We start from the raw sequence: 26798 nt of genomic DNA on the forward strand, positions 1-26798 counted from the left end.
CCGCATGCGGGCTTCCGCTCTTCCCCGCGACGGGGACGACGCCGTGGAGGAGTGGACGGTAACGGCCTCCGTCTCTCGGCTTCCGGGACGGACGGCAGGCGCCGAGGTGGGGTCCATGACGTTGTACCGGCTCCGCATGGACAGCTCATCGGGGATCGGCCCGCTCCAGGTGGCCGAAGGCTTCGATCACGGGCTCTTCCAGCTCGCCTTGTTCCTGATCGACTGGGACAGCACCTACCGGGAGCGATTCGTGCGGTGGGTCCCGTCCCCCGACGGAGACCTGCTGGTGGTACACATCGTTCACCTCGACGCGGCCTGGCGGGGATTCGGCCTGGAAGCGGCTCTGACGGCCGAAGCGATCTGGAGCCTGGCCGACGGGTGCTGCGCCGTCGTGGCGGACCTTCACCCCGATGCGTGTCCCGACCACGGCTTCACCGCGGGCATGCCGTGGCCGCCCGCGTCGTCCGCGGCGATCGGCGCGGTCTGGGAGGAGATCGGTTTCCGCCGGCTGCCCAGTCTCTACCTGCTCGACACAGCAGAAGAAGAGCCCCGCGACCTCCGCCGACAAGCACGTTCCCGGCTCGCCGCGCTCAACGACGCGTACCCGAATCATCGCTGACGCCGAGCCCCGTGGTGCTGCGGCGCTGCCCTGCGTAAACCTTTCGGGCCTCCCGGGCGACGCCGGAAGGCGCGTTGCGGCAGGGTGTCACATGCCCTTGAGAGCGGGTGCGAGGTCGGGCTCCGCCGACTCCTGCTGCGGGTCGTCAGCCATCAGCTCCGGAAATGTGGTCTACATCCCAACAGCGCGCTTGGACGTCGTCCTCGCTGCGCGTCACATGGTCATGCGGGGGCTTCGCCGCCGCCGTCGGCGTGGGTGTCGGCGTCAGCGTTCGCGTCGGCGTCGGCTTCGAGGAGTCTCAGCAGGGAGCGCAGCTCTTCCAGGGCGGCGTCCGTGACCTCCGGCTCGCCGAGGACGAGCTGATGGAGCACCAGACCGTCGAGCGCGGCGAAGACCAGCCGGGTCAGCGCCCTGTCCGCGCCGGCCGGCAGCATTCGACTCAGCTCGCGCTGGGTGGCGTCGAAGTACTCGTCGTACAGCGCGCGGATCTGCGGCAGCAGCTCCGGCCTGCGCCGTGACTCGAGGAGCAGCTCGTACTGGAACGCCTGTGTGCCCGGATCCGCCGTGACCATCTCGGACAGTCCGGTCGAGAAGTCCGCTACGTCGCCGGTGCCCGGTTCGAGGGCGCTGGTGCTCAGCGAGGTGCGGATCGTGTGGGCGAGGGCCTCCTCGACGAGTGCGTCGCGCGAACCGAAGTGGTGCACGACGAGGCCGTGGGTGACACCGGCCTCCTCCGCCACGGCCCGGTAGGTGAGCTTGCGCAGTCCGCCCCGCGCCACCACACGCACGGCCGCATTCAGCAGGGCCTCGCGCCCCTCGCCGTAGTGCAGGCGCTTGCGTGGCTGCCGGCTCCCGGCGTCGTCAGCGGAATCGGTCATGCGGTGACCCTACCGTTACGTGACGCACCGGGTGCCTCGGCCGACAGGCCCGGTGCGGCACGTCGCGCGGCATCAGCGCCGGGGCGGGCGGATGCCGCGGAACTCCCAGTCGCCGCCCAGCGCGGTCGACAGCACCTCCTCGGACTCCGTGGGCTGCGCGCCGACGTCGGTGCGGATGGGGGTCGGTCCGGTCACGATGTGGTTGGTGAGCCGTCCGAGCCCCTCCACCTCGACCTCGACGACGTCACCGGGCTGGACCGGCCGGGAGTTGGCGGGGGTGCCCGAAAGCAGTACGTCGCCGGGGTGGAGGGTGATGGTGCGGGCGATGTCCGCGACGAGATAGTGCATGTCCCACTTCATCTCGTCGGTCGAACCGTCCTGCACCACCTCGCCGTTGACGTACGTCCGCAGGCTCTTGCCGTGGAAGTCCCAGTCGGTGACCAGGCCGGGGCCGAGCGGGCAGAGCGTGTCGGAGCCCTTCACCCGGAGCATGGAGCCGGCGTCGGTGTCGCGGAAGTCGTGCAGGCCGTAGTCGTTGGCGACGGTGTAGCCCGCGATGTACTCGCCCGCGTCGTCCGGGGAGATGTTGCGGGCCGTCTTCCCGATGACGATGGCCACCTCGCCCTCGTAGTTGAGCCACTTGCAGCCCTCGGGGCGGACGATCGCGCCCTTGTGGGAGTTGAGGGCCGAGGTCGGTTTGTGGAAGTACGTCGGCGTGTCGGGGAGGTCGATCTGGAACTCGTCGACGCGGCTGCGGTGGTTGAGGTGGACGGCGATCACCTTGGAGGGAACCACCGGCGGCCGGTGCTGCGCCTCCTCGACCTTGACACGGCGGCCGTCGCCGGCGACGAGTTCGTCCCCGTCGACGGTGACCTGGACGGCGGCGCCGTCGAGGAGGATGCGGCGGTACTCAGGCATGGGAGGACTCCTGTGCGGGGGTGTGGTGTGCGGTCCAGCCGTCGGCGGGGCGGTCGAACCAGAGGTGGACCTGACCGGTGCCGACCGAGTTCTCGTACTCGCCGTACTGGCGGGCCTTGGCGACGCATGCCTGCTCGCCGAGGGCGCCGGCCATCATCAGGTAGTGGAAGAACTTCGCCTCCGGCTTGAACTTCCAGAACTCGTCCATCGTGTCGAGGACCTTGTCGTGACGGCCCTCCTTGAACCACGCGATCCGCTCGTAGTCGGCCTCACGGGCCTCGGGCGTGAAGATGTGCACCGGGTCGCTGGCCTCGTGGTCGCGCAGCTCGCGCAGCGGCCAGAACGTGTGCGAGAGGGCGCCGGAGGCGATCAGCAGCACCCGCCGTCCCGGTGTGGCGGCGATACCGTCCGCGAGCGCACGGCCGAGCCGCAGATGGTCCTCCATGTCACCGGTCTGGCAGACCCCGATGGTCACCCACTGTTTGTCGGGCAGTCCCTCGCCGAGGTACTTCCACAGGTTGATGGTGGCGTAGTAGATCGGCAGGTAGTCGTCGTCGATCGCGGTGATCCAGGTGCCGTGCTTGTCGGCGAACTTCTCGATGTTCCGGGCGAGTTCGGGGTCGCCGGGGAAGTCGTAGGGCATCCTGCACATGCCGCGCGGCAGCTCCTCGGAGGTGAACAGGCCGGCGCGGCGGTGCTGGGCGGTGACCACGAACTCGACCGTCGTGGCCCAGTGGGAGTCGAGGACTACGACGGTGTCGTAGTCGTCGGCGCGCTCGAAGACGTCCTCGCGGAGCTGCTGAAGGCCGGTGACGAGGGTGATCTCCTTGCCCTCGTTGAGCTCCAGCCGCTCGGCCTCCGGGAGCACGATGGTGGGGACATGGGCGAGGAGACCCGCCCCGACGATCTCACCCATGGTTCTTCCATCCGTTCGGGGCGGTCACGGTGTTCTTGACGTCGCAGTAGAAGTCGAAGCTCCAGGTGCCGCCCTCGCGGCCGACCCCGGAGTGGCGGGAGCCGCCGAAGGGTGCCTGGAGGTCGCGCACGAAGAAGCAGTTGACCCACACCGTGCCGGCCACCAGCTGCGAGGTGACGCGTTCGGCACGCTCGGGGTCGCCGGTGGCGACGGTGGCGGCCAGGCCGAAGCGGGTGTCGTTGGCGAGGCGGACGGCTTCCTCCTCGGTCGCGAAGGTCTGGAGGGTGAGGACCGGCCCGAAGACCTCCTCCTGCACGATCTCCGAGTCCTGGGCGACATCGGCGAGCAGGGTCGGCGCGTAGTACTGGCCGTCCTTGCGATGGCCGCCGATCACCGCGCGCGCCCCGGCCGCGATCGCCCGCCGCACGAAGCCGTCGATCTTCTCCAGCTGGCGCGGGTGGATGTTGGGCCCGATGTCGGTGGCCTCGTCGCGCGGGTCGCCCTGCCTCAAGGCCGTGGCCTTCAGCACGAACCGGCGCGTGAACTCCTCGACGACCGACTCATCGACCAGGAAGCGCGTGGCGGCCAGGCACACCTGACCGGCGTTGTCGTACTGCTCCACAGCGAGGTCGACGGCGAGGTCCAGGTCGGCGTCCGCGAACACCAACAGCGGGGATTTGCCGCCCAGTTCCAGGCTGAGCGGGGTGAGGTTGCCGGCGGCCGACTCGGCGATCCGCCGGGCGGTCGGCACCGAGCCCGTGAAGCTGATCCGGCGGACGTCCGGGTGCGAGGTGAGGGCATCACCGATCTCGGAACCGTAGCCCTGGACCACGTTCAGCACCCCGGCGGGCAGTCCGGCCTCCGCGGCGATGTCCGCGAGCAGGGAGGCCGTCAGCGGGGACCACTCCGCCGGCTTGAGGACGACGGTGTTGCCGGCCGCGAGGGCCGGTGCGACCTTCCACGTGGCCAGCATCAGCGGGGCGTTCCACGGGGTGATCAGCACGCAGGGGCCCGCCGGGTCCCACGAGACGTGGTTCGTGTGGCCGCGCGTCTCGAAGTCCTCGTGGTCCAGCTTCAGCAGCCAGTCGGCGAAGAACCGGAAGTTGTGCGCGACGCGGGGCATCACGCCCCGGCGGTGCGAGCGCAGCAGGGCGCCGTTGTCGGTGGTCTCGACGATCGCGAGCTCTTCGATCCGCTTCTCCACACCGTCGGCGATGGCGTGCAGTATGCGGGCGCGCTCGGCGCGGGAGGTGGCCGCCCAGGCCGGGAAGGCGGCCTTCGCGGCGGCCACCGCGGCCGCGGTCTCCGTCGCCGTGCCGCGGGAGATCTCGCCGATCGTGCTGCCGTCGATCGGCGAGACATCGGTGAACGTTTCAAGGGAGGCGACGCGTTCGCCGCCGATCCAGTGCCGGGTGTCTACGGCGACGCCGGCCACCGTGAGAGTGTGCTCGGTCATGTCCGGTCTCCAAGTCCTGTGCTGCGCAAGGTGGTCACTCGGCTCCGGACGTGCCGGACTCCAACAGGCGGCCGCCGTCCCAGACCACACCGACCTGGCGGTAGTAGGCGGCGATCGGCTCGCGGATCTCCAGCCGGGCGAGCTCCTCGGTGGGCGCCTCGAACAGCTCCAACTCGGCGTCGCCGACCCACGGTTGCCCGCCCTCGAAGGAGGCGGCACCGGACTCGATCAGCTCGTCGAGGGCGAGCCCCTTGCCCTTCTCGATCGAGGGCAGCCAGCGGTGGTGGGCCATGGGGTGCCCGTTGACGAACCCGTTCGTCTCCGACGGCTCCCGCAGGGTCACCACGGCCTGGGCCAACCGGCGGTCCGCGGCGGCCAGGGTCGCCCCGAACCGAGCCCCCGCCTCGATGCGCGGAGCGGGACCGTACGGGTGCGGGCGGGTCTGGTGGATCGATCCGAGCTTCTTCGGGTAGCCCTGGTGCAGGCCGCGGGCGATGGCGAAGTCCTTGTCGACCCAGATGTACACACAGCGGGTGTAGGTCTGCCCCTTGTAGCTGCAGCGGACCACCGCGAACGCCTCCCTGTACTGGGAGAGCACCGGGTCCAGCAGTTCGTCACCGGAGGTGGAGCAGGACTGCCAGTCGGCCCAGATCAAAGCGACCGCGCCGGGGTCCTCGTCCGCCGGCTCCAGTGGTTCGGGCAGCAGTTCACGTACCCGCGAGGGATCCGTGCGGTACTCGACGGTGAGCAGGTCACCGGAGTAGCGCCAGGGCGGGGAAGGGATGAGCGACGAGGCGCCGCTCGCGGTCTTGGGATGGAAGTAACCACGGACAGGGGGCATGGCGGGATTCCTTACGGTTCCTTACGCGGTGAGGGCGGGCTGCTTCAGCAGCTGGGCGCGGTAGCGGGCGGCGCCCATGGCGGCGGCCTGGCCGCCGAGCGCGACGACGCCGACCAGCAGGCCGCCGGCGTGGTAGCCGACCAGAACGTCGCCATCGAGGTCGCCGTCCAGGATCCGTACGTCGTCCTTGCCGAGGACCGGCGCCCCGAAGGACTGCAGCCGGAACTCGTGCTGGTCGCTCCAGAAGGTGGGAAGCGGCGCGAAGGGCGCCAACTCCGCCTGCGCACCCGTGAGATGGGCGACGAGGGCTTTCGCGGCGTGCTTGGCGGTGTCGGTGGGGATGGACCAGTGCTCGACGCGCCGGGGTACGCCGTCGTAGCGGGCGTTGGGAAAGCGGGCGACGTCACCGACCGCGACGACCTCCGGCCGGCCGCCGACCCGCAGTTGCCCGTCCGTGAGCACCCCATCGGAGAGGTCGAGGCCGTTGCCCTCCAGCCATTCGACATTGGCGACCGAGCCGACCGACTCGACCACCACGTCGGCGGGCAGCACGGTGCCGTCGCTCAGCACGACTCCGGTCACCCTCCCCCCGCCACCGCTGGGAGGTGCTCCCGGGTCGCCCTCGAAACCGGCGACGCCCGTGCCGAGCACGAAGCGCACCCTGCGCTCCTCGTGCCGCTTCAGCAGCGCGCGGCCGAGCTGCTCGCCGAGCGGTCCGACCATGGGCAGGGGCAGCGGGTCGACGACGGTCACCTCGCGCACGCCGAGTCCCACGGCGGTGGCGGCGACCTCGCAGCCGATGAATCCGGCTCCGACGACGACCACCCGGACACCGGGCCGGGTCAGTGCGTCCCGGAGGCCCTGGGCGTCGGCGAGGGTACGGACCGTGTGGCGGCCGGTGAGCGGGCCGGGGCAGCCGAGGCGCCGGGGCCGCATGCCGGTGGCGATGACGAGTCCGTCGTACGGGAGCGTCGAGCCGTCGTCGAGTGTGACGGTCCGCTCGGCGAGCCGGGCCGCGACGGCCCTGGTACCGAGCCGCCACTCGACGTCGGCGGCGGCCGCCTTCGGTGTGAAGGCCAGCGACTCGAAGGGCGCCTTGCCGGCCAGGACCTCCTTGGACAGCGGAGGCCGGTTGTACGGCATGTGGGGCTCGTCACCGACCATCGTGATCGCCCCGCTCCACCCCGCCGCGCGCAGCTGCTCGGCGGCCCGCAGGCCGCCCATCGAGGCGCCCGCGACGACTATGCGTCCGGTCATGGGACTCAGGCCTCGATCCGGATGGCCTGGAGCGGACACACGTCGGCGGCCTCCTCGACCTCGTCGCGCAGTGTGTCGTCCGCGTCGGAGACGTACACCAGGTGCCCTTCGTCGTCCATCGAGAAGACGTCCGGGGCCGCGAAGACGCACTGGCCGTGGTCCTGGCACTTGTTCATGTCGACGACGACCTTCATCGCGGTCCTCCTGAGGGGTGAGGGCGAGGGAACGGGGAGGGGGAAGAGGGGCGGAGGGGCCCGGCCACGGTCACCACCGGGTGCCCTCGGCCGATGGGATGCGAGGAGCCGCGCCGTGACTCGTTTGGCTTCAAACAACATAGGAAGCGACTCGGCCCTGGTCAAGACCTGTCCAGGTGGATAAATTTTTTCCCCACCCCCTTGCGGGACGGTTGCTCCGTTCATACCGTTCGGAGTCAAACGACTAGCGGGGTGCGCTCTCCCTCCACCCCGGCTCCCGTCCGCCGCACCCTCCCCATCCCCTGGCCACCGGGCATGGGAGAGACCACCTTCCCGCCCAAGGAGACACCGGTGAGCGCATCCGACAACCCAGACATCCGCCGGCACATGGAGCGGCTCGCCGCCGAGGGTGTCGACGTGGTCCGGGTGATGTACCCCGACCTGATCGGCACCGACCGCGCCCGCGACGTCCTGCTGGACCACCTGCCGTCGGCGGCCGAGCACGGCCTGGCCTTCTGCCGCGCCGTGTACCACACCAGCCCGCAGGGTGACGTCGTCCCGGTCGCCGGCGGTCTGGACGCCGGCCTGCCGGACGTGTGCGTACACCCCGACCTGTCCACGGCGGTCCCGCTGCCCTGGGAGCCCGGCGTGGCCACCTGCCTCGGCGAGGTCAGCGACCCGGTGACCGGGGCTCCGGCCGCCGAGTCGCCGCGCGACCTGCTGCGCACCGTCCTGGCCCGGTGTGCCGAGCAGGGCCTGCGGCCCGTCGTCGGCCCCGAGCTGGAGTACTTCCTGCTGGAGCCCGCCCCCGGCACACTCAAGGGCTGGCGCCGCGCACCGGAGACGGCCGGCGCCGTCTACACCGCCGGCCTGCGCGCCGACCCGGAGAACCATCTGCTGCGCACCCTGCGGCAGTTGCGCGACCTCGGCCTGGGCGTCGTCACCGGCAACCACGAGTTCGACGGCGGCCAGTACGAGATCAACCTCACCCACTCCGACGCCCTGGACGCCGCCGACCGCGCGTTCCGCTTCAAGGCGGCCGTCAAGGAACTGGCCCGCCGGGAGGGCAATCTGGCCACCTTCATGGCCAAGCCCTTCGGCGACGCGGGCGGATCGGGCTTCCATCTCCACCTGTCCTACGAGACCTCCGGCGAGGAAGGCGCCGGCAACGCCTTCGACGACCCGGCGGGCGCGTACGGCCTCTCGGCCACCGCGCGACACGCACTCGCGGGCATCCTCGCCCACGCCCCCGCGCTCGCGGCGCTGGCCAACCCGACCGTGAACTCCTACAAGCGCTTCGGTCCCGACACGCTCGCGCCCTGGCTGATCGACTGGGGGCTCGACAACCGCAGCGCCATGGTCCGCATCCCGCCGGAGCGCGGCAGCGGCGCCCGCATCGAGCTCCGCCTCGGTGACGCCAGCGCCAACCCCTACCTGCTGATCGCGGGCACGATCGGCGCCGCACTGCTCGGCGTCCAGGCAGGCGAGGAGCCGCCCGCCCCGCTGGAGGGCTACGGCTACGACACCGCCCGTTCCGCCCTGCTGCCGACGAACCTGGCCGCCGCGCTGGACGCACTCGAGGCGGACACCGCCCTGACCGGCGTCCTCGGCAAGGACTTCACCACCTCCTTCCTCACGTACAAGCGGGACGAGCTCGAACGCTTCGGCCGGCATGTCACCGACTGGGAGTTCACCGAGTACGCCTACCACCTGTGATTCCGCCGAAGGCCCGAGCCCTCGTCGCCCGTCGCCCCCGCCCAGGAGATCCACGACCATGACCAGCCCCACCGCCCCCGCCGTCCCCGTCACCCGGGCCGAACTGCGTGCCGCCCTCGACGAGCCCCTGCCGCTCGACCAGGTCGACCTCGCCGATCTCGACAACTTCGCCGACGGCATCAAACCGTGGCGGATGTTCCACACCCTGCGGCACGAGGACCCGGTGCACTGGCAGCCCGAGGAGGCCCCCAACTCCGGTTTCTGGGCGGTGACCCGGCATGCGGACATCGCTCGCGTCGACCGCGACCCGGAGACCTTCACCTCGGCGAAGTTCGTCAACCTCGAAGAAGTCGACGAGGACCAGATCAAGAAGCGCGCCTCCATCCTGGAGCTGGACGGCGTCCGCCACCGCGCCCTGCGCAGCGTGATCCAGCGCCAGTTCGGTGCGGCCGTCATCAACAGCTACAGCGACTTCCTGCGCGGGCTGACCGCGAAGACGCTGGACGCGGCCCTGGCCAAGGGCACCTTCGACTTCGTCGCCGACGTCTCCGCGGACTTCCCCATCAACGTCCTGGCCCGGCTGCTGGACATACCGCCGGAGGACAACCAGCGGCTCATCGACTGGGGCAACCGCATCATCGGCAACACCGACCCCGACTACGCGGACGTCCTCCTGCACAGCGCGGAGAGCGAGAAGTACCGCGATCTGCCCTTCCGTTCACCCGCGTCCATCGAGGTCTTCGAGTACGGCCGTGAACTCGCCCGGCAGCGGCGCGGCAAGGACGGCACGGACCTGGTCTCCAAGCTGGTCAACACCACCCCGCGCGACGGCGTCCCGCTGTCCGCGCAGGACTTCGACAACTACTTCCTGCTCCTGGTGGTGGCCGGCAACGAGACCACGCGGCACACCATCTCCCACTCCATGCTGGCCCTGCTCCAGCACACCGAACAGCTGGCCAGGCTCAAGGACGACCCGTCACTGATCCCGACGGCGGTGGAGGAGTTCCTGCGCTGGGCCTCCCCGGTCTACCACTTCCGTCGCACCGCCACGCGTGACGTCGAACTCGGCGGCAAGCAGGTGAAGGAGGGCGACAAGGTCGTCATGTGGTTCGCCTCGGGCAACCGCGACGAGGAGGTCTTCGGCAACCCCTACGACTTCGACGTCACCCGTGAGAACAACGACCACGTCACCTTCGGCAAGGGCAGCCCCCACCTGTGCCTGGGCAACCTGCTCGCCCGCACCGAGATCCGCATCATGTTCGAAGAGCTCATCCCGCGCCTCGCGGACATCCGCCTGGCCGGTGACGTCCCGCGCGTGCGGTCCAACTTCGTCAACGGCATCAAGAAGCTGCCGGTCGAGGTGACGTTGGCCTGACCGACTCCACTCCGAGTTCCGCGCGCCTCGCGACCCGGGGGCGCGCGGAGTCCTGGCTGCTTCGGCGGCTGCGCCCTTGCCTTGCTTATCGACTATCGATAGATTTCCATCGTGATTCGATTGAGGGAGGGCTGATGGGAAAGCTGACGGTGCTTGCGCTGCGAGTCGTGCTCGCGGGGCTGCTCGCCGGCTCGGTGTTCGTCCAGGCGGTGATGGTGCCGCTGCTGGCCAGTGACCTGGAGGACCTCGACGCCGACATTGCGCACCTGCGCACCCCGACCCTCCTGATCGTGGTCCTGGGGATGGTGACGGTTCAGGTCGTCCTGGTCTGCGTGTGGCGGCTGGTGACCATGGTGCGACGCGGAACGGTGTTCTCCCACGCCGCCTTCCGGTACGTGCACATCGTGATCGGCGCGACGGTGACGGCGGCGCTCCTGGTGTTCGCGCTCGGAGTGGTCCTGGCGCCGGGCGAGGCCGTGCCCCCGGGCATCGTGCTGCTGATCGGCGGGGTGGGCCTGGCGGTCCTGGGAGTTGCGCTCATCGTCCTCGTGCTGCGGATGCTGCTCGCCCAGGCGGTGGCACGCGACGTCGAGGCGGCACAGATGCAGGCCGAACTGGAAGCGGTGATCTGATGCCGATCGCCGTCGACATCGACGTGATGCTGGCCAAGCGGAAGATGTCCGTGGGCGAACTCGCGGACCGCGTCGGGATCACGCCCGCCAACCTGGCCGTGCTCAAGAACGGCCGCGCCAAGGCGGTGCGCTTCACGACCCTCGCCGCGCTCTGCGAGGTGCTCGAGTGCCAGCCGGGTGACCTACTGCGCTGGGAAGCCGACAACGCCGCGCACGACTGACGCGCCGCCAGTTTCCGGATCAGAACACGGCTGTCGCCAGCAGAGCGATCGCCGGCGGCAGGCCCTGGCCCAGGGCGCCACGCCACAGGCGTGGGAAGGAGATGACGAAGACGATCGCGGAGGCGATGAGGAACACGCACAAGTAGACGATCAGGGAGCGGCCGACGGTGGCATCGCCGGTGTGGAGGGCCACGACTCCGGCGACGAGACCGAGGCCGAGAAGGATGTTGTAGACGGCGACCCCCGAGCGCCACAGGGCGACTTCGGGTGCGTCGGCGGGGGAGGTCGTGAGGAAGACGCGGACCGCGGCACGGTCGTAGAAGAACCGTTCCAGAATTCCGACGACGAGGTGGGTCAACGCCGCGACGAGGGCGAAGACCTGTGTCACGAGGTTCACGGTCCGGAGTGTCCACCTCTTCTCCGGTCTCAGCAAGAGCGCGCGCCGGATCCCGCGCACCCTCCGCGCTGAGCGGCGAACGCCGGGGCGGCCCGCCGGGGGTGGGGCGGGCCGCCGGCACGTCCCCCAGTGTCAGCGACGGCGCGGGCGGGAGGTTCCGAGGCGGAAGCGGAACCGGTCGGCACTGCCAGCACGGATCCCGCCGCGGCGACAGCCAGGACAACTGGCCCGGCAGGGTGTCTGCGTATACGTGTACGTGTACGTGAACGCACAGCGTGTTCCTCTCAGTCGGGTATGAGCCAACTTTCGACGGGTGTGACGGCTAAAGTTCCATGTCCTGAACCCCGAACCGCTTCAGCTCATCGTGACCCGATGGCTCAGGCCCGATACACCGGAGAGCACCCGATGAGGATCCACCTCACCAGCGTCTTCGTCGACGACCAGGAAAAGGCCCTGCGCTTCTACACCGACGTGCTGGGCTTCGTGAGGAAGCACGACGTCCCGCTGGGCAAGGACCGATGGCTGACCGTGGTCTCGCCGGAAGATCCCGACGGAACGGAACTGCTGCTGGAGCCCTCCGGCCACCCCGCGGTGCAGCCGTACAAGACGGCGCTGGTCCAGGACGGCATCCCGGCCGCCTCTTTCGCCGTCGACGACGTGCAGGCGGAGTTCGGCCGGCTGCGTGAACTCGGGGTGCGGTTCACCCAGGAGCCGCTGGAGATGGGCACGGTCACCACCGCGGTGCTGGACGACACCTGCGGCAACCTGATCCAGATCGTGCACAGCGAGTAGGGCTCCGGCCCAGGCGCCCGCCGCGATCCGCTGACCGCAGCGGCGGCTGCGGGTGACGGTGCGTCAGGCCGGGCCGATGACCTTCTTGCGCAGGTGTCCGCAGACCACCGACGTCCGGACGTCGGCGAGTTCCGGGCGCTTCGTCAGCTTTTCCAGGACCACTGCGTGCAGATGGTCGGTGTCCCGGACGGCGACGTGCACCAGGAAGTCGTCGTTCCCGGTGAGGATGAAGATCGAGATGACCTCCGGTATCCCCTCGAGGAAGGCCTGGAAGGCCTCGATCACCGCAGGTGTCGGTGGGCGGACCCGTGCGGCGATCACCGCCTGCAGCCCGCGGCCGATCGCCGTGAGGTCCGCCTCCGCGTGAAATCCCGTCAGGATGCCGCTCCTGCGCAGGGAGCGGATGATATGCGCGTACGAGGAGGAGGGTCCGGTGGGCGCCGGCCCACGGTGTGGGCGGTGTGTGCGGTCATGGCGGCCGCGCTGTTCTGGAGCAGTTCCTACGCGGTGACCAAGCGGGAAGGAAGCCTTCCGGGACCGCGACCACTCGGACCACCTCGGAGGCGGGGCCCCTGCCCGTCAGGGCGCGAGGTCAGGGCCGGCCGAGGGCCTCCTTCGCCGTGCGCAGCTCGGAGGAGCGGATGAAGGCCTCGCCGCGGTGAGCCACCAGTGAGCGAGGGTCCCGGGTGCCCATGGGGAAGGGCCAGTCGCTGCCGAGGACGATGTGGTCGGCTCCGAAGGTGGTGACCGCGAGGTCCACCACGGCGGGGTCGTGGGCGAGGCAGTCGACGTAGAAGCGGCGTACGGCGGTGCGTGGGGATTCCGTCAGGTCGGGGACGCCGGGGCGGTGGGTGTCGGCGCCGCGCTGCCAGCGGCCGACGACGGCGGGCAGCAGGCCGCCGCAGTGCACCAGCACGAACCGCAGGCGAGGATGTGTGGCGAGGACGTCGCCGAAGACGAGCTGGGCGGCGGCGAGCGCTGTCTCGCCAGGGTTGCCCAGGAGGTTGGCCAGGTAGAACGGGGTGAGGCGGGGGTCGGGGGCGGTTCCGGGGTGCAGCAGCAGGGTGCGGTCGTCGGCGTCCAGGGCCTTCCACAGCGGGGTGAGCGCGGGATCGGCGAGTGAGTAGGAGCCGCCGCCGGCCGCGGCGGTCAGTCCGGCCCACCGCTCGTCGTCGCGGATGCGCGCGTACTCGTCGAGTGCGAGACCGGGGTGTTCCAGGGGGAGGTAGGCGAGCGGGGTGAGCCGGTCATGGCGGTCCAGTGCGCTCAGCAGGCCGTCGTTGACGGAACGCACCCAGTCGCGTGCCGTGTCCTCGTCGAGGTCCTGCCGGAAGAAGGGAGGCGGGATGGTGACGACCGCTTCGTCGAGGTCCGCCGCGTCGAGGTACTCCACCAGCCTGTCGGGCCGGTGGAGATCCGGTGGGCCGACCGGGTGTCCGTCGATCAACACGAGGCCGTCGGTGTTGCGAGCGTGTTCGCCGAGGTCCGGGGCGAGGTGGGTGTGCAGGTCGATGCCGGGCACAGTGACACTCCGATCGCGCGAGGTAACAGATCAGGCCAGGGCCGCCGCGCCCCGCAGTACTTCGGCGATGGCCCGGTTCGCGACCTCGCGGGCCACGCGCTGGCCGACGCTGGCGGCCGGTCCGCGGAGCGCCAGCTCGGCGGACCAGGTGACCCGACTGCCCGACTCCCCGGCGGTGAAGGCGAGTTCGATGCGCACGTCCACGGCGTGCTGGGCCCGTACGGCGTGCACCGCGAGCACCGCTCCGGACGCGTCGGCGCGTTCGGTGCGGATGCGGGTCCGCAGGGGGAGCGGGCCGAAGGGGGTGGCCGGGGTGAACAGGGCGCGCACCGCGCCGTCCGCGTCGGTCGTCACCTCGTCCAGGGTGGCGACGGCCTTCAGTTCGTCGGTGCGGCCGGCCAGCGCCGCGAGTGCGGCGCCGGACCCGGCGGTCGTGAACTCTCCGGTGAGGCGCATCAGTCCACCTTGACCTTCTCGGCATCGGCGCCGCGCAGGGCCCGGAGGACATGCTCCGGGGGGTTGTAGGAGTCGAGGATCATTCCGTGGTCGCCGACGGCGTCCTGGATCGCGGCACAGATCGCGTGCAGCGGCGCGCCGCCGCCCTCGCCCATGCCCTTGGCGCCGATCGGGGTGAACGGGGAGGGGCTCACCACGTTGTCGTAGCGCAGGCTGGGCATGTCGTACGCCGTCGCCGCGTGGTAGTCGTAGAAGTTCGCGGCCGTGAGCTGGCCGTCCGCGTCGTAGCCGAAGTGTTCGAAGAGCGCGGCCGAGATGCCGTGCGCGGTGGCCCCGTGCACCTGGCCCTCGATCACCATCGGGTTGATCGGCGTACCGCAGTCGTCGACCATCCCGTAGCGCAGGATGGCGGTCTGGCCCGTCTCCTCGTCGATCTCCAGGACGCAGGCGTGGATCTGCGTGGCGTAGGTGAGGGTCAGATTGCCGAACTTCTCTTCCAGGTCGGGCAGTTCGAACGGCGCCCGGTAGACGGCGCGTCCGACGAGGCCCACCTCGTCGGCCACCTCCGGCGGCAGGGAGCCGGGCGCGAAGTGGACGATGCCGGCGATCGCGTCGAAGGGCAGGGCGCGTTCGGCGTCGTCGCGGACCTTGGCCAGGCCGCCCTCCAGGACGATGTCCTCCGGGGCGGCGCCGAGCACCGCGCCCGCGACGAGCTGGATCTCGTGGCTGAGTTTCCTGGTCGCGTTGATGATCGCGCCGATGCCGGTGACCGCGAACTGCGAGGCGTACGAGCCGGAGAAGCCGGTCTGCGCCGACAGGGCGGAGTCACCGCCCCGGTGCACGGTGATGTCGTCGTACGTCAGGCCCAGCAGGTCGGCGACGACCTGGGCGACCGTGGTCTCGTGGCCCTGCCCGAAGGCGACGCCGCCGGTGACCGCGTACACCGTGCCGTCCGCGCCGAGCCGCACCAGGCCTCCCTCGGTGTTGCCGGCGAACGGCAGGTGCGGGTTGATCAGGCGGGCCTGCGCGAAGTTGTTGGTGCCGGAGTCGAGGGTGGAGCCGATGCCTATGCCGATGCGCTTGCCCGTGCCGCGTGCCCGCTCCTGAAGCCGTCTCGCGTCCTCGTAGTCGATCAGGTCGAGGGCCTTGCGCAGGGACAGCGGCAGGTCACCGGAGTCGTACACGCAGCCGTTGACGGTGGTGTACGGGTACTGGTTCGGCTGGACGTAGTTCTTGAGGCGGAACCCGACCGGGTCGAAGCCGAGTTTGTGGGCGGCGATGTCCATCATGCGCTCCACGACCCACATGTGCTGCAGGCGTGAGTAGCCGCGGTTGGGGTGGACGGGGCCCTTGTTGGTGTAGACGGAGCGGTAGCGGACCTTCAGATGCTTAAGCTGGTACGCGGCATTGGCGACCTGGGTCCAGATGGCGGCGCCGAGCGGCTCGTAGCGGGTGTACGCGCCCACGTCGTCCAGTGCCTCGTAGGTCAGGCCGAGGACCGTGCCGTCGTCCTGCACCGCCAGCTTGACGTCGCGGAACCAGCGTTCGTTGCCGTGGCCGCCCATGTAGTGGTGCTCGGTGCGGGTCTCGGTCCAGCGCAGCGGGCGGCGCAGCTTGCGGGCCAGAAGGGCGACCGCGGTGGCGGGCACGTACATGCCGATCTTCACGCCGAAGGAGCCGCCGATGTCCTTGCTGACGATACGGATGCGTTCGGCGGGGTGCCTCATCGCGGACGCCATCATGAGCGTGGTGATCTGCGGCATCGCGCAGCCGCCGGTGATGTGGAAGAAGTCCGTGCCGGGGTCGTACTGGGCGGTGACGACCATGCACTCCAGGGGAGTGGAGCTGAAGCGGTGGAAGTGCAACTCGTCGACGCTGATGACGTGGTCGGCGTGTTCGAGGGCGAACTCCACGTCGCCCCAGTCGTACAGGCCCTCCCACGCCACATTGGTCTTCGTCTGCGCGTGGATCACCGGAGCGTCCGGGGTGACCGCGTCGCGGGCGTCGACCACGGGCCTGAGCGGCTCGTAGTCCACGGCCACGGCCGCGGCGGCGTCTCGGGCCGCCTCGCGCGAGTCCGCGGCGACGGCGACGACCGGCTCGCCCACGAAGCGGACCACCCCTCCGCCGGCCAGGCAGCGGTCCACCTCCGGCTCGGCGCCCTCGGGCGGCCCCTGGATCTCCATGAACGGCTCGGTGAGGGACGCCGCCTCCTCCGGCAGCAGACAGCCGAGGTAGCCGGGCACCCGGGTCGCGGCCGAGACGTCGATGCCGGTGATGCGGGCATGGGCGTACGGGGAGCGGACGAAGAAGACGTGTCCGAGCCGGTGGATCGGCGTGTCGTCGCCGAACTCGCCCTCGGCGCGCAGCAGCCGGTCGTCCTCCTTGCGGGGCATGGCCCTGCCGGTCCATGCCCGGGTGCCGGTCTCGGTAGAGGTCTGGGTGGTCGTGCTCACTGTGCCTCGCCCTCCTCGTGGCCGTGGGGCTTCTGTACGTCCTGGCCGGCGGCGGCGCGGATGGCGCGGACGATGTTCTCGTAGCCGGTGCAGCGGCAGATGTTGCCCTTCAGGGCGCGGCGCACCGACCGGTCGGTGATCTCCTCGCCGGACTCCAGGAGGTCGGTGGCGGTCATCAGCATGCCCGAGGTGCAGTAGCCGCACTGCAGGGCGTGGTGTTTCTTGAAGCACTGCTGGAGGTTGTTGAGGGTGCCGTCCTCGGCGGCCAGCGAGGCGGCCGTGTCCACCTCCGTGCCGTCCGCCTGGACTGCCAGGATCATGCAGGACTTGGCGAGACGGCCGTTCCAACGGACTGTGCAGGCACCACAGTTGCCGGTGTCGCAGCCGATCTTCGGGCCGCGTTTGTCGAGTTCGTCGCGGAGCCAGTGGACGAGCAGCGTACGGGAGGAGACGGTGCCCTCCTCGGTGCGGCCGTCGACGACGACCTCGATGGCATGGACGTCGGGAGCCGGGCTCTCGACGGTTGTGTGGTCGGCGACGGTCATGCCGCGACACTCCTTTCCACCGCGTCGTCGAGCGCGCGGCGCAGCTGGACCCTGGTCATCTCCAGGCGGTAGGCGGCGGAGGCGTGTGCGTCGCCCACGGTCTCCACGTCTGCCTCGTCGAACGCGGTCAGGGCCGCGTCGGTGAGCCGGGTGTCGGCGGGGTGCCCGAGCAGTGCCTGCTCCACAGTCGCGAGCCGGAGCGGCGAGCCGGGCACCGCGCCGAGGACGACCCGGGCGTCCTCCACCCTCCCGTCGATCACGTCCAGCCGGACCACAACCCGGGCCAACGCCCAGGAATCGGCCGCGAGTTGCAGGTGCCGGTGCACGATGCGGGTGCCTTCCGGCAGTGGCTTGAGACGGACGGACATCAGCAACTCGCCCGGCCGCAGCGCGGTCGCCAGGCTGCCCGCGAAGAGCGTGTCGGCGGTGATGCTGCGCCAGCCGGCCGTCGACGTGATGTGGAACCAGGCGCCCAGCGCGGTGAGCAACGGGGGGAAGTTGTTGGTCGGGTCGTTCAGGCAGCAGTTGCCGCCGATGGTGCCCCGGTTGCGAACCTGCCTGTCCACCAGGCCCGCCGCCATGTCGGCCACCGACGGCTGGTGGTGCCGTACGACAGGGGAAGCGGCGATCTCGGCATACGTGGTGGCCGCGCCGATCACGAGCGAGCCGTCGTCGGCGACCTCGATGCCACGCAGCTCTTCGAGGCGATGGACGTCGACGAGAGCCGTCGGCTGGACCAGATCGAGCTTGAGAGCGTTGATCATGGTCTGGCCGCCGGCGAGCACGGCCGCTCCGTCGATCGCGGCGAGCAGACTCGCCGCCTCGGCCACGGACTGGGGGCGCACATAGCGCACGGGAGGAAGGATCATCGGGGCCTCACTCGGTCACAGGTCGGGGTGTTTGGCGGCCAAGTGGTAGAGGCCGGAGTGGAACACCAAGGGCTCCCCGCCGGGCGCCTCGTACGCCTCGACCTCGCCGATCACGACGACGTGGTCACCGACGTCGAGGCACTGCACCGTCCGGCACTGGAAGCGGGCGACGGTGCCATCCAGCAGCGGTGTACCGGCGATGCCCTCGGTGACGGCGCTACCGGCGAACTTGTCGTCGGCCGGAGTGGCGAACCGGCGGGAGAGGTGGTGCTGGTCGGCGGCGAGGACGTTGACCGCGAAGTGCGAGGCCGCCGTGAACGCGGGCGTGCTCGGTGCGTTCCTGCCGGGGCACCAGAGCACCAGCGGCGGGTCGAGCGACACCGAGGTGAAGGAGTTCGCCGTCATCGCCACCTTGCGGCCGTCGGCACCCCGGGCGGTGATCACGGTGACTCCGGTCGCGTACTGGCCGAACGCCCGCCGCAGGTCACGTACGTCGAGGGACGAGTCCCGCCGGGCGCCCTGCTCGGCCAGCAGCCGCTCGGTCTGGTCCGGCTCGGACCACCAGGGGTAGAGCGTGCGGGGGTCGTCGAACCCGTTCACCACCGCGCTCGCCACAGCGGGAATCCCGGCAGCCTCGGTGAGGAGCCGCCGCTGGTGCGGACGGAGTCCCTCCAGCAGGGAGTTGGTCCAGGCGACCGACCACTGGGCCCAGCCGCGCCAGTATCCGTCGAACGTGCGCCGCATCCAGGCGGGCGTGAACTCCTCGGTGCCGTGGCGGACGATGCCGTCCAGATAGTGCTCGGCCGCCTGCGCCGCGTTGTTGGAGCCCTGACCGGTGATCGGGTCGCACAGGACCACAGCGTCGGCCAGACCCAACACGTGCCGTCCGGAGGGGAGTTGGGCGACCGGACGGCGCACGGTGGGGGTGAGCCGCCCACGCAGGGCCCCGCCGTCGTCGGTCAGCCTCGCCGCCCGGCAGCGCTGGTACTCGTCGGGGAAGTGGTGCCGCAGGATCTCCAGCGAGCGGGCCAGATGCTCGTCGGGGGTGCGGACGTCGTCCCAGCAGTCCATCGGTCCGCCCGGCACGCCCTCGAAGACCATGATCTCGCAGGGCCCGGAGACCGTGAGCGCGGGGAAGGTGAAGTACTCCCCGACGCCGGGCAGGATCCGCAGGTCGAGGGCCGGCGCGCCGGGGCGGGGCTGCACACCGGTGACGTACGTGAGGGCGAGGACACGGCGCGGGCGGTCGTACGGGGAGCGCTCCGGGTCCCGCGGAAAGATCCGGCCCAGTTCGCCCTTGCCCGTCGCGACGACGACCAGGTCATGGGCGCGGGCGTACTCCTCCAGGTCCGCCACGCCCGCCGCCCGCACCACCAGCTTGCCGCCGGCCTGCTCGTAACGCTCCAGCCAGGCCGCGCACTTGACGCGCTGGTCGACGGACTGGGCGGGCGCGTCCAGCGGGGCGCTCCACAGCACCTCGGCGGCCGACTCGTCGTCCGTGACGGACAGCGTGATACCGGAGATCTGCGGGCACGTCTGCTGCCAGTCGTCCAGACCCAGCGCGCGCTCCGTACGCAGGGCCGTGTCGAACATGCACTGGCTGGACATGACCGGCCCGTGCCGGACCTCGTCCGGTCCCCGGTCGGTGACGAGGGTGACGTCGTAGCCCCGGTCCAGCAGGCCCAGGGCGAGCTGTGCGCCGGACTGGCCGGCCCCTATGACAGCGATGCTCCGCATGGCCGTACTCCCGGAGTCCGTCAGGCCGCGACGGCGGCGAGATAGGACTCGGCGGCGACCGGGTCCATGAACCAGTGGAAGAAGTCGCGCGGGTCGTCGAAGCCGTTGGTGAAGCGGCGGGCGATCCGCGGGCTGTTCGTAGCGGTGCCGAGCAGCTTCAGCACGTGCTCGGGCGGCGCGCCCAGCAGGGCGTTCGTCCAGGCGGCGACGTACTGCGCGTAGTCCCAGTACCGCTCGAAGGTCTCCTGCATGAAGGCGCGGTCGTAGGGGCGCTCGCCGTGCTCCAGGATGCTGGAGAGGTACGACGCCGCGCACTTGCTCGCGTTGTTCGAACCCTGCCCGGTGATCGGGTCGTTGAGGACCACGACATCGGCGAGGCCCAGGATCACGGCGCCGGAGGGCAGTTGCCCGACGGGCCTGCGCACGGTGGGCGGGAAGCGGCCGGCGAGGACGCCGTTCGGGTCGGTCAGCTGGAGGTCGGCGCAGCGCTCGGCCTCCCAGGGGAGGTGGGTGCGCACGATCTCCAGGGAGCGCTCCAGGTGCTGCTCGGGCGAGGTGACGCCCTGCCAGCAGTCGAGGGGGCCGCCGGGGACGCCCTCGAAGACCATGATGTCGCAGGGGCCGGTGGTGGTCAGCGCCGGGAAGGTGAAGTACTCGCCGACGCCCGGCACCATGTTGAAGCTGACCGCGGAGTATTCGTCCCGGGGCTTCATGCCGGTGACGTAGGTGAGGGCCAGGGCGCGCTGCGGGGTGTCGAACGTGGAGCGCTCGGCGTCGCGCTCGAAGAGTCCGGCGATCTCGCCCTTGCCCGCGGCGACGACCACCAGGTCCGACTCCCGGGCGTAGAACTCCAGGTCGTCCACGTCCGCGTCGCGCAGCTCCACCTTGCCGCCGCGCCGCTCGAACTCCTCCAGCCAGGCGGGCATCTTGACGCGCTGGTCGACCGAGCGGGCGGACGCGTCCAGGCGGGACGCCCAGTCGATCGCCTTGCCGCCGGTGCCGTCCGGCACGGTGAAGGAGATGCCCTGGACCGGCGGACAGTCCGCGTCCCAGCGGTCCAGGCCCAGGTTGCGCTCATGCGCCAGGGCGGTGCCGAACATGCACTGGCTGGACATGACCCGGCCCTCGCGGATCTGCTGTCCGGTGCGGTTGGACACGACGGTCACGTCGTAGCCGTTGTCCAGCAGCCCGATGCCGAGCTGGAGACCGGCCTGGCCGGCTCCGACGATGGTGATCTTGCGCATGAGGGTGGACCTCCGGTCCGGATGAAGACGGTGGGAGCGGGGCTCAGCGGGGAGGCTCGGTGAGAGAGTGAGGCGGCGGGCGCCCGGCCGGGGAAGTGACACAGGCTCTGAGCCGTCCGCGGACTATTCGGCGAGCTGGGGAATCGCGGGGACGAGGCCTTCCGGGCCGATGGCCGAGTAGCCGCCGTCGACGGCCCAGTCGGCGCCGGTGACGAAGGACGCCTCGTCGGAGCACAGGAAGGTGACGACGCGGGCGACCTCCTCGGGGTCGCCGACGCGGCCGAGCGGGTGGAAGGGCGCGGCGACCCGGTCGGTCTTCGCCCGGTCACCACCGGTGAGCTGGTCCATCACCTTGGACCAGGTCCAGCCGGGGCTCACGGAGTTGACCCGGATGTTGTCGGCCGCCAGGTCCGCCGCCATGTTGCGGGTCAGCTGGACCAGGGCCGCCTTGCTCACCGGGTACAGCCAGCGTCCGGGCTGGGCGACCTTGCTGGAGATGGAGGTGAAGTTGACTATGGCGCCGCCGCCCTGCGCGAGCAGATGTGGGTGCACGGCCCTGGCCATGAGGGCGGCACTGGCCACGTTGACGTCGAGGGCCTGCATCCATTGGTCGCGGGTCGAGACGAAACCCTCGTCCACGTACGAACAGGCCAGATTCACCAGGACGTCCAGTCGGCCGAAGGTCTCGACGGCGCGAGCGACGCAGTCGGCGACCTGGGCGTCGTCCGTGATGTCCGTCTGAACGAAGAGGACACGCTCGCCCAATTCATTCGCCAATTCCATGCCGCCGTCCTTGTCGATATCCGCGACGACGACATTGGCCCCGGCCGCGTGAAATGCGCGGACGACCGCTTTCCCGATAATGGTTGACCCGCCGGTAACAACCGCGGTCTTGACCGCCAATCCACTCATGCTGTCTCCTGGGCTTCGTCGGGAGTTGACGAAAAATTAGGCGCGGCTCCGACGGGCCGCTATCCGCAACACGCCGTTCCCTGTCCAGATCGCGCTCCCGGCAGCGGAGGCCCGGATGTCCACCAGCACGCCGATCCCGCTCGGCGCACACGAGCGCTTCCGCACCTCCGACGTGGAGGTGGCGCAGGCGCAGGTCGGCCGCGCCTTCCGTCCTCACGACCTGCGGCTGGTCGGTCGGTCGGCCCGCCTGGACGCGCGGCTGCACGGCGTCACCTTCGGCGACACCGGCCTGTACTACCTGGACTACGGCGCGGATGTGATGATCACCCCGGGTGCGCTGGAGGACTTCTACCTGGTCCAGATGCCGCTCGCCGGGGCAGCCGAGATCACGTGCGGCCGCGAGCAGATCATCTCCACGCCCCGGGTGGCTTCCGTGCCGTCACCGACGGAGGCGCTGGCGATGCGCTGGCGTGCGGGAAACCCGCAGCTGATCGTCTGGATCAGGCGATCCGCGCTGGAGGACCACCTGGGCAAACTGCTCGGCCGGCAACCCCGGATGCCCGTCCGCTTCGACCTCGGCATGGACCTCACCACGCCCGGGGCCCGCTCCTGGCTCGGCATCGTCGACCTGCTGCGACGCGACGCGGACAACACCGACGGCATGCTCGGTCAGCCCCTGGTCGTCAAGCAGCTCGAATACCTGCTGACCACGCAACTCCTGCTCACCCAGCCGCACAACTACACCCCCGCCCTGCACGGCGAGCAGCCACGCGTCGCGCCGCCCACGGTGCGTCGGGCCATGGAGCTCATCGAGGGTCATGCAGCCGAGCCGCTGACGGTGGAGGACGTGGCCGAGGCGGTGGGTGTGAGCGTGCGGGCTCTGCAGGAGGGCTTCCGCCGACACCTCGGGACGACGCCCGTGTCGTATCTGCGCGAGGTCCGGCTCGACCGGGTGCGGGCGGAGCTGACCGCCGCCTCGCCGGGCACCACGACGGTCACCGATGTGGCGTACCGCTGGGGGTTCTTCCACCCGGGACGCTTCGCCATCGCGTACAAGGAGCGGTTCGGGGAGCACCCGTCGCAGACGCTGCGCGGCTGATCGCCGTCGCGGCGACGGACCGGGCCCACGGCCCGGGGGGATGTGCGGCACCGGGCAGGGGAAGCCGCTCCGATCCGTTTCAGGCTGGGAACATTGCGGTTTCCCGCCGGGCGCCGAACGCACGCACCCTGGCGCCGAACGCCAAGCCCTGCCCCGATAACGCTCCACCCATCAGAAGCGACGCCGCGGCATGCGGAAAGTGGACGGCTATCCGCGTTTCGCGGATAGCGGTTCAATTCACGCGCACTTAATTTCTTGGCAGCCCACTGTCAGCCACCACGCGGAGATCTCTGATGAGCGGTCGTATTACTGTTTCGCCCGAGTGGCTGGTCGAATCCGTGGGCTCCGTCTTCGCCGCTGCAGGTCTCTCCGCGAGGGCCGCCGCGACGGTGGCGCACAGTCTGGTCGAAGCGGACCTCCGCGGCACCCCCTCCCACGGTGTCCTCCTCGTGCCGATGTACGTCGAGCGGCTCCGCAAGGGCTCCGTGAGCACACATGAGACCGCCGAGGTCGTGCTCGACACCGGTGCGATCGCCGTGCTGGACGGCCGGCACGCTCTCGGTCAGCTCACGGGCGACCAGGCGATGGACCTGGCCGTCGGGAAGGCCCGCACCCATGGCATCGGCGCGGTGACGGTCCGTCACGCCTTCCACTTCGGCGGCGCCTACCGCTACGCCCGTACGGCCGCGGCGGCCGGCTGCATCGGCGTCGCCGCCGCCAACACCCGCCCGCTCATGCCGGCCCCGGGCGGCGCGGCCGCGGTGGTCGGCAACAACCCACTGGCCGTCGGCATCCCCACCGGTGACGGCGAACCGATCCTGCTCGACATGGCGCTGTCCGAGGCGGCCCTCGGCAAGATCCGGCTGGCTGCCCAGGAAGGCCGCCCGATCCCGCCGACCTGGGCCACCGACAGCGAGGGCACACCGACGACGGACCCCGCCGAGGCCCTGGCCGGACTGCTCCTGCCCGCGGCCGGACACAAGGGCTACGGCCTCGCCCTGGTCGTCGACGTCCTGTCCGGTGTGCTGTCCGGTGGAGCCTTCGGAGGCGGCGTCCGCGGCCTGTACGCCGACACCACGACCCCGAACGACTGCGCGCACTTCTTCCTCGCGCTGGACGTCTCCGCGTTCGGGGAACAGGCCGGCTTCGAGCACCGCGTCGGCGAGCTCGCCGAGCAGATCACCGGATCGCCGAAGGCGCCGGGCACCGAACGGCTGCTGCTGCCCGGCCAGTTGGAGGCGGCACGACAGGCCGCCGCGCGCCACACCGGGGTCCCGCTCGACGCGAGCGTCCTCGACGCCCTGCGCGAGACCGCCTCCGGTGTGGGTGTCGCCCTGGGCGATCCCCGTTGAGCAGTACCCCCGAACCACGAGCCCGAGGAGTACCCATGCCACGTACGGTCGACGCCGTCGTCGTCGGATCCGGTGTGAACGGCCTGGTCGCGGCGGCGGAACTGGCCAAGGACGGCTGGTCGGTGACCCTGGTCGAAGGCAACACACGGCTCGGCGGATTCATCGCCACCGAGCAGCGCACCCTGCCCGGCTACCTCCACGACACCTACTCCTCCTGGCACCCGCTCTTCGTCTCCGGCGGCGCCTACGCCGCCCTCGGCGAGGACCTGCACCGCCACGGCCTGGAGTACCGCAACACGGACGGCTTCGTCACCGGCACCGTCACCGACGACGGCCGCGTGGTCCTCGCCCACCGCGACGCCAGGACGACGGCGGACGGCTTCGCCCATGTGGAGGACCGGTCCGCCTACGCGGGCATGCTCCAGCGGTTCCTCGACAACGCCGAGTCCATCGGCGCCTTCCTGGGCGGTGAGCCGCGCTCCCGCGCGATGCTGCGGCCCGCCGTGCGGATGCTCCGCCGGGAGCGTCTCGCGGGCACCGAGACCTGGCTGCGCGACACCCTCACCAGCGCCCGCTCCTACTGCCGCCGTGAGTTCACCGGCGACGAGGTGGATCTGCTGTGGGCACCGTGGCTGCTGCACGCCGGCCTCTCCCCGGACCACGCCTCCGGCGGTCTGATGCTGCCGATCCTGGCCGCCACCCTGCACGGCTTCGGTCTCCCGGTGGTGGCGGGCGGCGCCCAGAACTTCGTCCGCGCCTTCGAGGCGCTATTGACCGAACTCCGGGTCGACATCCGCACCGGACAGCCGGTGGAGCGACTGCTCCTCACCGACGGCAAGGTCACCGGGGTCGTCTGCGGCAGCGAGACCGTCCGCGCCCGCCGCGCGGTCCTCACCTCCGTGTCCCCGACCGCGCTGTACGGGGAGCTGCTGCCCGCCGGAGCCCCGGTACCGCCGGTCGTCCGTGCCCAGGCCCGCCGGTACCGCTACGGGCGCGCCGCGATGCAGGTCCACGTCGCCCTCTCCGCCCCGCTCACCTGGAACGACGACCGCCTGGGCAGCGTGCCGCTGCTGCACGTCGGCGACGGCTCGGCGAGCACCGCGATCGCCTGCGCGGAGGCCGAGGCCGGCCTGCTGCCACGTCGGCCCACAGTGGTCGTCGGCCAGCAGCACGTCCTCGACCCGACCCGGGTGCCCGAGGGCGCCGCAGCACTCTGGCTCCAGTTGCAGGAGCTGCCGTACGAGCCGGCCGGCGACTCCGCCGGCGAGCTGGACGTCACCGGTGGCTGGACCGAGGAACTCACCGACGGCTACGTCCGCCGAGTCCTCTCACGCGTGGCCCGGCACGCACCCGACCTGCCGGACAAGGTGCTGAACTGGAGCGCGATCACCCCGGCCCAGCTGGTCTCGGACAACCCGAACGCCGTGGCGGGCGACCCGTACGGGGGCTCCGCCGAACTCGACCAGAACCTGCTGTGGCGCCCCCTTCCCAGCGCGTCCCGCCACGCCACACCGCTGCCCGGCCTGTGGCACATCGGCGCCGCCACCCACCCCGGCCCCGGCCTCGGCGGCGGCTCGGGCCACCTCGTGGCACAGCAGCTCATCCGCACGAGTCGGCGTTCGCGCCCCCGCCGCTGACCCGGAACCCGTAGGAGCCCTCACCTCATGAAAGTCCTCTTCGACGCGTCGGACGAGGTCCTCGTCGTCACCGGCGGAGCCCACGGCATCGGCGCGGCCCTGGCCCGCGGCTACGCAGCCGCCGGCGGACACAGCGTGATCCTGGACGTTTCCCCCTCCGAGGAGCTGGACGGCGTCAAGGGAGTGACGCAGGTCCGGACCGACGTCTCCGACCGCGACGCCGTGCTGGCCGCCGTACGGGACGTCGTCGCCACGCACGGGCGTGTGGACGCGCTCGTCGCCGGAGCCGCCGTACAGCCGCGCACCCCTGTCGTCGACACCGACCCGGAGGAGTGGCGGCGCACGCTCGCCGTCAATCTCGACGGCGTGGTGTGGAGTTGTCAGGCGGTGCTCCCGCACATGACCGAGCGGCGGTCCGGCGCGATCCTCGTCTTCGCCTCCGGCCTGGCACACATGGGACGCGCGGAGGCCTCCGCGTACGCGGCCAGCAAGGGTGCCCTCATCCCGTTCGCCAAGTCCCTCGCGGCCGAGGTCGCCGAGCACCGCATCCGCGTCAACACCGTCTTCCCCGGCGTCATCGACACCCCGCAGTTCCGGGCCGCGAACCCCGACGGCGGCGAGCGTGAGCACTGGGCGCGCACGACAGGCATCGGCACCCCCGAGGACGTCGTCGGCCCCCTGCTGTTCCTGCTCTCCGAGGCGGCCACGATGACCGGCTCCACCCTCACCCGCGACCGGGCCTTCACGAAGGAGTGAG

27 protein-coding genes and 1 pseudogene are annotated in these 26798 nt (G+C 70.8%); 11 read left to right on the forward strand and 17 right to left on the reverse strand.

Translation table 11 applies throughout. The features are described 5' to 3' along the window. Window positions 1-136: 136 nt before the first annotated feature. Window positions 137-619 (forward strand): hypothetical protein, encoded by a 483-nt coding sequence (locus EF387_RS15795; RefSeq protein ID WP_128377172.1) that lies wholly within the window; start codon window positions 137-139, stop codon window positions 617-619. 221 nt (window positions 620-840) lie between these two features. Here the strand turns inward: EF387_RS15795 and EF387_RS15800 are convergent, their stop codons facing one another. From EF387_RS15800 to EF387_RS15830, 7 genes are all read right to left on the reverse strand, one after another. Next, window positions 841-1497: a TetR/AcrR family transcriptional regulator gene (locus EF387_RS15800; RefSeq protein WP_128377173.1), complete on the reverse strand. Its 657-nt coding sequence runs from the start codon at window positions 1495-1497 to the stop codon at window positions 841-843. A gap of 72 nt (window positions 1498-1569) precedes the next feature. Further along, window positions 1570-2415, reverse strand: a complete 846-nt coding sequence (locus EF387_RS15805; RefSeq protein WP_128377174.1) for a fumarylacetoacetate hydrolase family protein — start codon at window positions 2413-2415, stop codon at window positions 1570-1572. Beyond that, complete coding sequence (locus EF387_RS15810; RefSeq protein WP_128377175.1) at window positions 2408-3331, reverse strand: 3,4-dihydroxyphenylacetate 2,3-dioxygenase; 924 nt, start codon at window positions 3329-3331, stop codon at window positions 2408-2410. The genes EF387_RS15805 and EF387_RS15810 overlap by 8 nt, the downstream gene beginning before the upstream one ends. Then, window positions 3324-4787 (reverse strand): aldehyde dehydrogenase, encoded by a 1464-nt coding sequence (locus EF387_RS15815; protein WP_128377176.1) that lies wholly within the window; start codon window positions 4785-4787, stop codon window positions 3324-3326. The genes EF387_RS15810 and EF387_RS15815 overlap by 8 nt, the downstream gene beginning before the upstream one ends. 34 nt (window positions 4788-4821) lie before the next feature. Further along, window positions 4822-5628 carry an acetoacetate decarboxylase family protein gene (locus EF387_RS15820; protein ID WP_128377177.1) on the reverse strand — a complete coding sequence of 269 codons (807 nt, stop codon included), beginning with the start codon at window positions 5626-5628 and terminating at the stop codon, window positions 4822-4824. Between the two features lie 21 nt (window positions 5629-5649). Next, a complete protein-coding gene (locus tag EF387_RS15825; protein WP_128377178.1) occupies window positions 5650-6885 on the reverse strand; it encodes an NAD(P)/FAD-dependent oxidoreductase in 1236 nt (411 codons plus the stop codon). Window positions 6886-6890: 5 nt separating this feature from the next. Further along, window positions 6891-7079 carry a ferredoxin gene (locus EF387_RS15830; RefSeq protein WP_128377179.1) on the reverse strand — a complete coding sequence of 63 codons (189 nt, stop codon included), beginning with the start codon at window positions 7077-7079 and terminating at the stop codon, window positions 6891-6893. A 351-nt stretch (window positions 7080-7430) separates the two neighbouring features. Between EF387_RS15830 and EF387_RS15835 the strand changes: the two genes are divergently transcribed. The 4 genes from EF387_RS15835 (at window position 7431) to EF387_RS15850 (ending at window position 11023) form a co-directional block, all read left to right on the forward strand. Further along, window positions 7431-8795, forward strand: a complete 1365-nt coding sequence (locus EF387_RS15835) for a glutamine synthetase family protein (RefSeq protein ID WP_128377180.1) — start codon at window positions 7431-7433, stop codon at window positions 8793-8795. 58 nt (window positions 8796-8853) lie between these two features. Then, on the forward strand, window positions 8854-10170 hold the full coding sequence (locus EF387_RS15840; RefSeq protein WP_128377181.1) for a cytochrome P450: 1317 nt from the start codon (window positions 8854-8856) through the stop codon (window positions 10168-10170). Window positions 10171-10304: 134 nt separating this feature from the next. Continuing rightward, the gene (locus EF387_RS15845) at window positions 10305-10802 is read left to right on the forward strand and encodes a DUF2975 domain-containing protein (RefSeq protein WP_128377182.1); all 498 of its coding nucleotides are present in this window, start codon (window positions 10305-10307) and stop codon (window positions 10800-10802) included. Next, on the forward strand, window positions 10802-11023 hold the full coding sequence (locus EF387_RS15850) for a helix-turn-helix domain-containing protein (RefSeq protein ID WP_128377183.1): 222 nt from the start codon (window positions 10802-10804) through the stop codon (window positions 11021-11023). Before EF387_RS15845 ends, EF387_RS15850 begins: the two co-directional genes overlap by 1 nt. 19 nt (window positions 11024-11042) lie before the next feature. Here EF387_RS15850 and EF387_RS15855 read toward each other — a convergent pair whose 3' ends face one another. Beyond that, window positions 11043-11420, reverse strand: coding sequence for a DUF1304 domain-containing protein (locus EF387_RS15855; RefSeq protein WP_128377184.1), 378 nt, complete (start codon window positions 11418-11420; stop codon window positions 11043-11045). 319 nt (window positions 11421-11739) lie between these two features. Between EF387_RS15855 and EF387_RS50015 the strand changes: the two are divergent. Both EF387_RS50015 and EF387_RS15870 read left to right on the forward strand, forming a co-directional pair. Continuing rightward, window positions 11740-11829: pseudogene (locus EF387_RS50015) on the forward strand (transcriptional regulator); the annotation flags it as partial. After that, the gene (locus EF387_RS15870; RefSeq protein WP_128377321.1) at window positions 11826-12212 is read left to right on the forward strand and encodes a VOC family protein; all 387 of its coding nucleotides are present in this window, start codon (window positions 11826-11828) and stop codon (window positions 12210-12212) included. The pseudogene EF387_RS50015 and the gene EF387_RS15870, both read left to right, overlap by 4 nt. Window positions 12213-12275: 63 nt before the next feature. On the opposite strand, the gene EF387_RS15875 is transcribed toward EF387_RS15870, so the two are convergent. From EF387_RS15875 to EF387_RS15920, 9 genes are all read right to left on the reverse strand, one after another. Further along, the gene (locus EF387_RS15875; RefSeq protein WP_238431537.1) at window positions 12276-12533 is read right to left on the reverse strand and encodes an Lrp/AsnC ligand binding domain-containing protein; all 258 of its coding nucleotides are present in this window, start codon (window positions 12531-12533) and stop codon (window positions 12276-12278) included. Window positions 12534-12804: 271 nt separating this feature from the next. Further along, entirely contained in the window at window positions 12805-13734 is a 930-nt protein-coding gene (locus EF387_RS15885) for an amidohydrolase family protein (protein ID WP_128377188.1), read from the reverse strand. Between the two features lie 30 nt (window positions 13735-13764). Then, a complete protein-coding gene (locus tag EF387_RS15890) occupies window positions 13765-14190 on the reverse strand; it encodes an SRPBCC domain-containing protein (protein WP_128377189.1) in 426 nt (141 codons plus the stop codon). Beyond that, entirely contained in the window at window positions 14190-16646 is a 2457-nt protein-coding gene (locus tag EF387_RS15895; protein WP_238431538.1) for a xanthine dehydrogenase family protein molybdopterin-binding subunit, read from the reverse strand. The genes EF387_RS15890 and EF387_RS15895 overlap by 1 nt, the downstream gene beginning before the upstream one ends. Then, window positions 16643-17191 (reverse strand): (2Fe-2S)-binding protein, encoded by a 549-nt coding sequence (locus EF387_RS15900; RefSeq protein WP_128377190.1) that lies wholly within the window; start codon window positions 17189-17191, stop codon window positions 16643-16645. The genes EF387_RS15895 and EF387_RS15900 overlap by 4 nt, the downstream gene beginning before the upstream one ends. Next, complete coding sequence (locus EF387_RS15905; RefSeq protein WP_128377191.1) at window positions 17188-18060, reverse strand: FAD binding domain-containing protein; 873 nt, start codon at window positions 18058-18060, stop codon at window positions 17188-17190. Before EF387_RS15905 ends, EF387_RS15900 begins: the two co-directional genes overlap by 4 nt. Window positions 18061-18075: 15 nt before the next feature. Next, complete coding sequence (locus EF387_RS15910; RefSeq protein ID WP_128377192.1) at window positions 18076-19797, reverse strand: styrene monooxygenase/indole monooxygenase family protein; 1722 nt, start codon at window positions 19795-19797, stop codon at window positions 18076-18078. Window positions 19798-19817: 20 nt separating this feature from the next. Beyond that, on the reverse strand, window positions 19818-21041 hold the full coding sequence (locus tag EF387_RS15915; protein WP_128377193.1) for a styrene monooxygenase/indole monooxygenase family protein: 1224 nt from the start codon (window positions 21039-21041) through the stop codon (window positions 19818-19820). Window positions 21042-21164: 123 nt separating this feature from the next. Continuing rightward, window positions 21165-21953, reverse strand: a complete 789-nt coding sequence (locus tag EF387_RS15920; RefSeq protein WP_128377194.1) for an SDR family oxidoreductase — start codon at window positions 21951-21953, stop codon at window positions 21165-21167. Window positions 21954-22068: 115 nt separating this feature from the next. On the opposite strand from EF387_RS15920, the gene EF387_RS15925 reads away from it, so the two are divergent. The 4 genes from EF387_RS15925 (at window position 22069) to EF387_RS15940 (ending at window position 26797) form a co-directional block, all read left to right on the forward strand. After that, window positions 22069-23052, forward strand: coding sequence for an AraC family transcriptional regulator (locus EF387_RS15925; protein WP_128377195.1), 984 nt, complete (start codon window positions 22069-22071; stop codon window positions 23050-23052). Between the two features lie 293 nt (window positions 23053-23345). Further along, window positions 23346-24404, forward strand: coding sequence for an Ldh family oxidoreductase (locus tag EF387_RS15930; protein WP_128377196.1), 1059 nt, complete (start codon window positions 23346-23348; stop codon window positions 24402-24404). A 35-nt stretch (window positions 24405-24439) separates the two neighbouring features. Next, window positions 24440-26041, forward strand: coding sequence for a phytoene desaturase family protein (locus EF387_RS15935; protein WP_128377197.1), 1602 nt, complete (start codon window positions 24440-24442; stop codon window positions 26039-26041). 27 nt (window positions 26042-26068) lie between these two features. Beyond that, complete coding sequence (locus tag EF387_RS15940; RefSeq protein WP_128377198.1) at window positions 26069-26797, forward strand: SDR family NAD(P)-dependent oxidoreductase; 729 nt, start codon at window positions 26069-26071, stop codon at window positions 26795-26797. The last annotated feature ends 1 nt before the right edge of the window (window position 26798 follow it).

The organism is Streptomyces cavernae (assembly GCF_004023625.1).
GTDB classification, from domain to species: domain Bacteria; phylum Actinomycetota; class Actinomycetes; order Streptomycetales; family Streptomycetaceae; genus Streptomyces; species Streptomyces cavernae.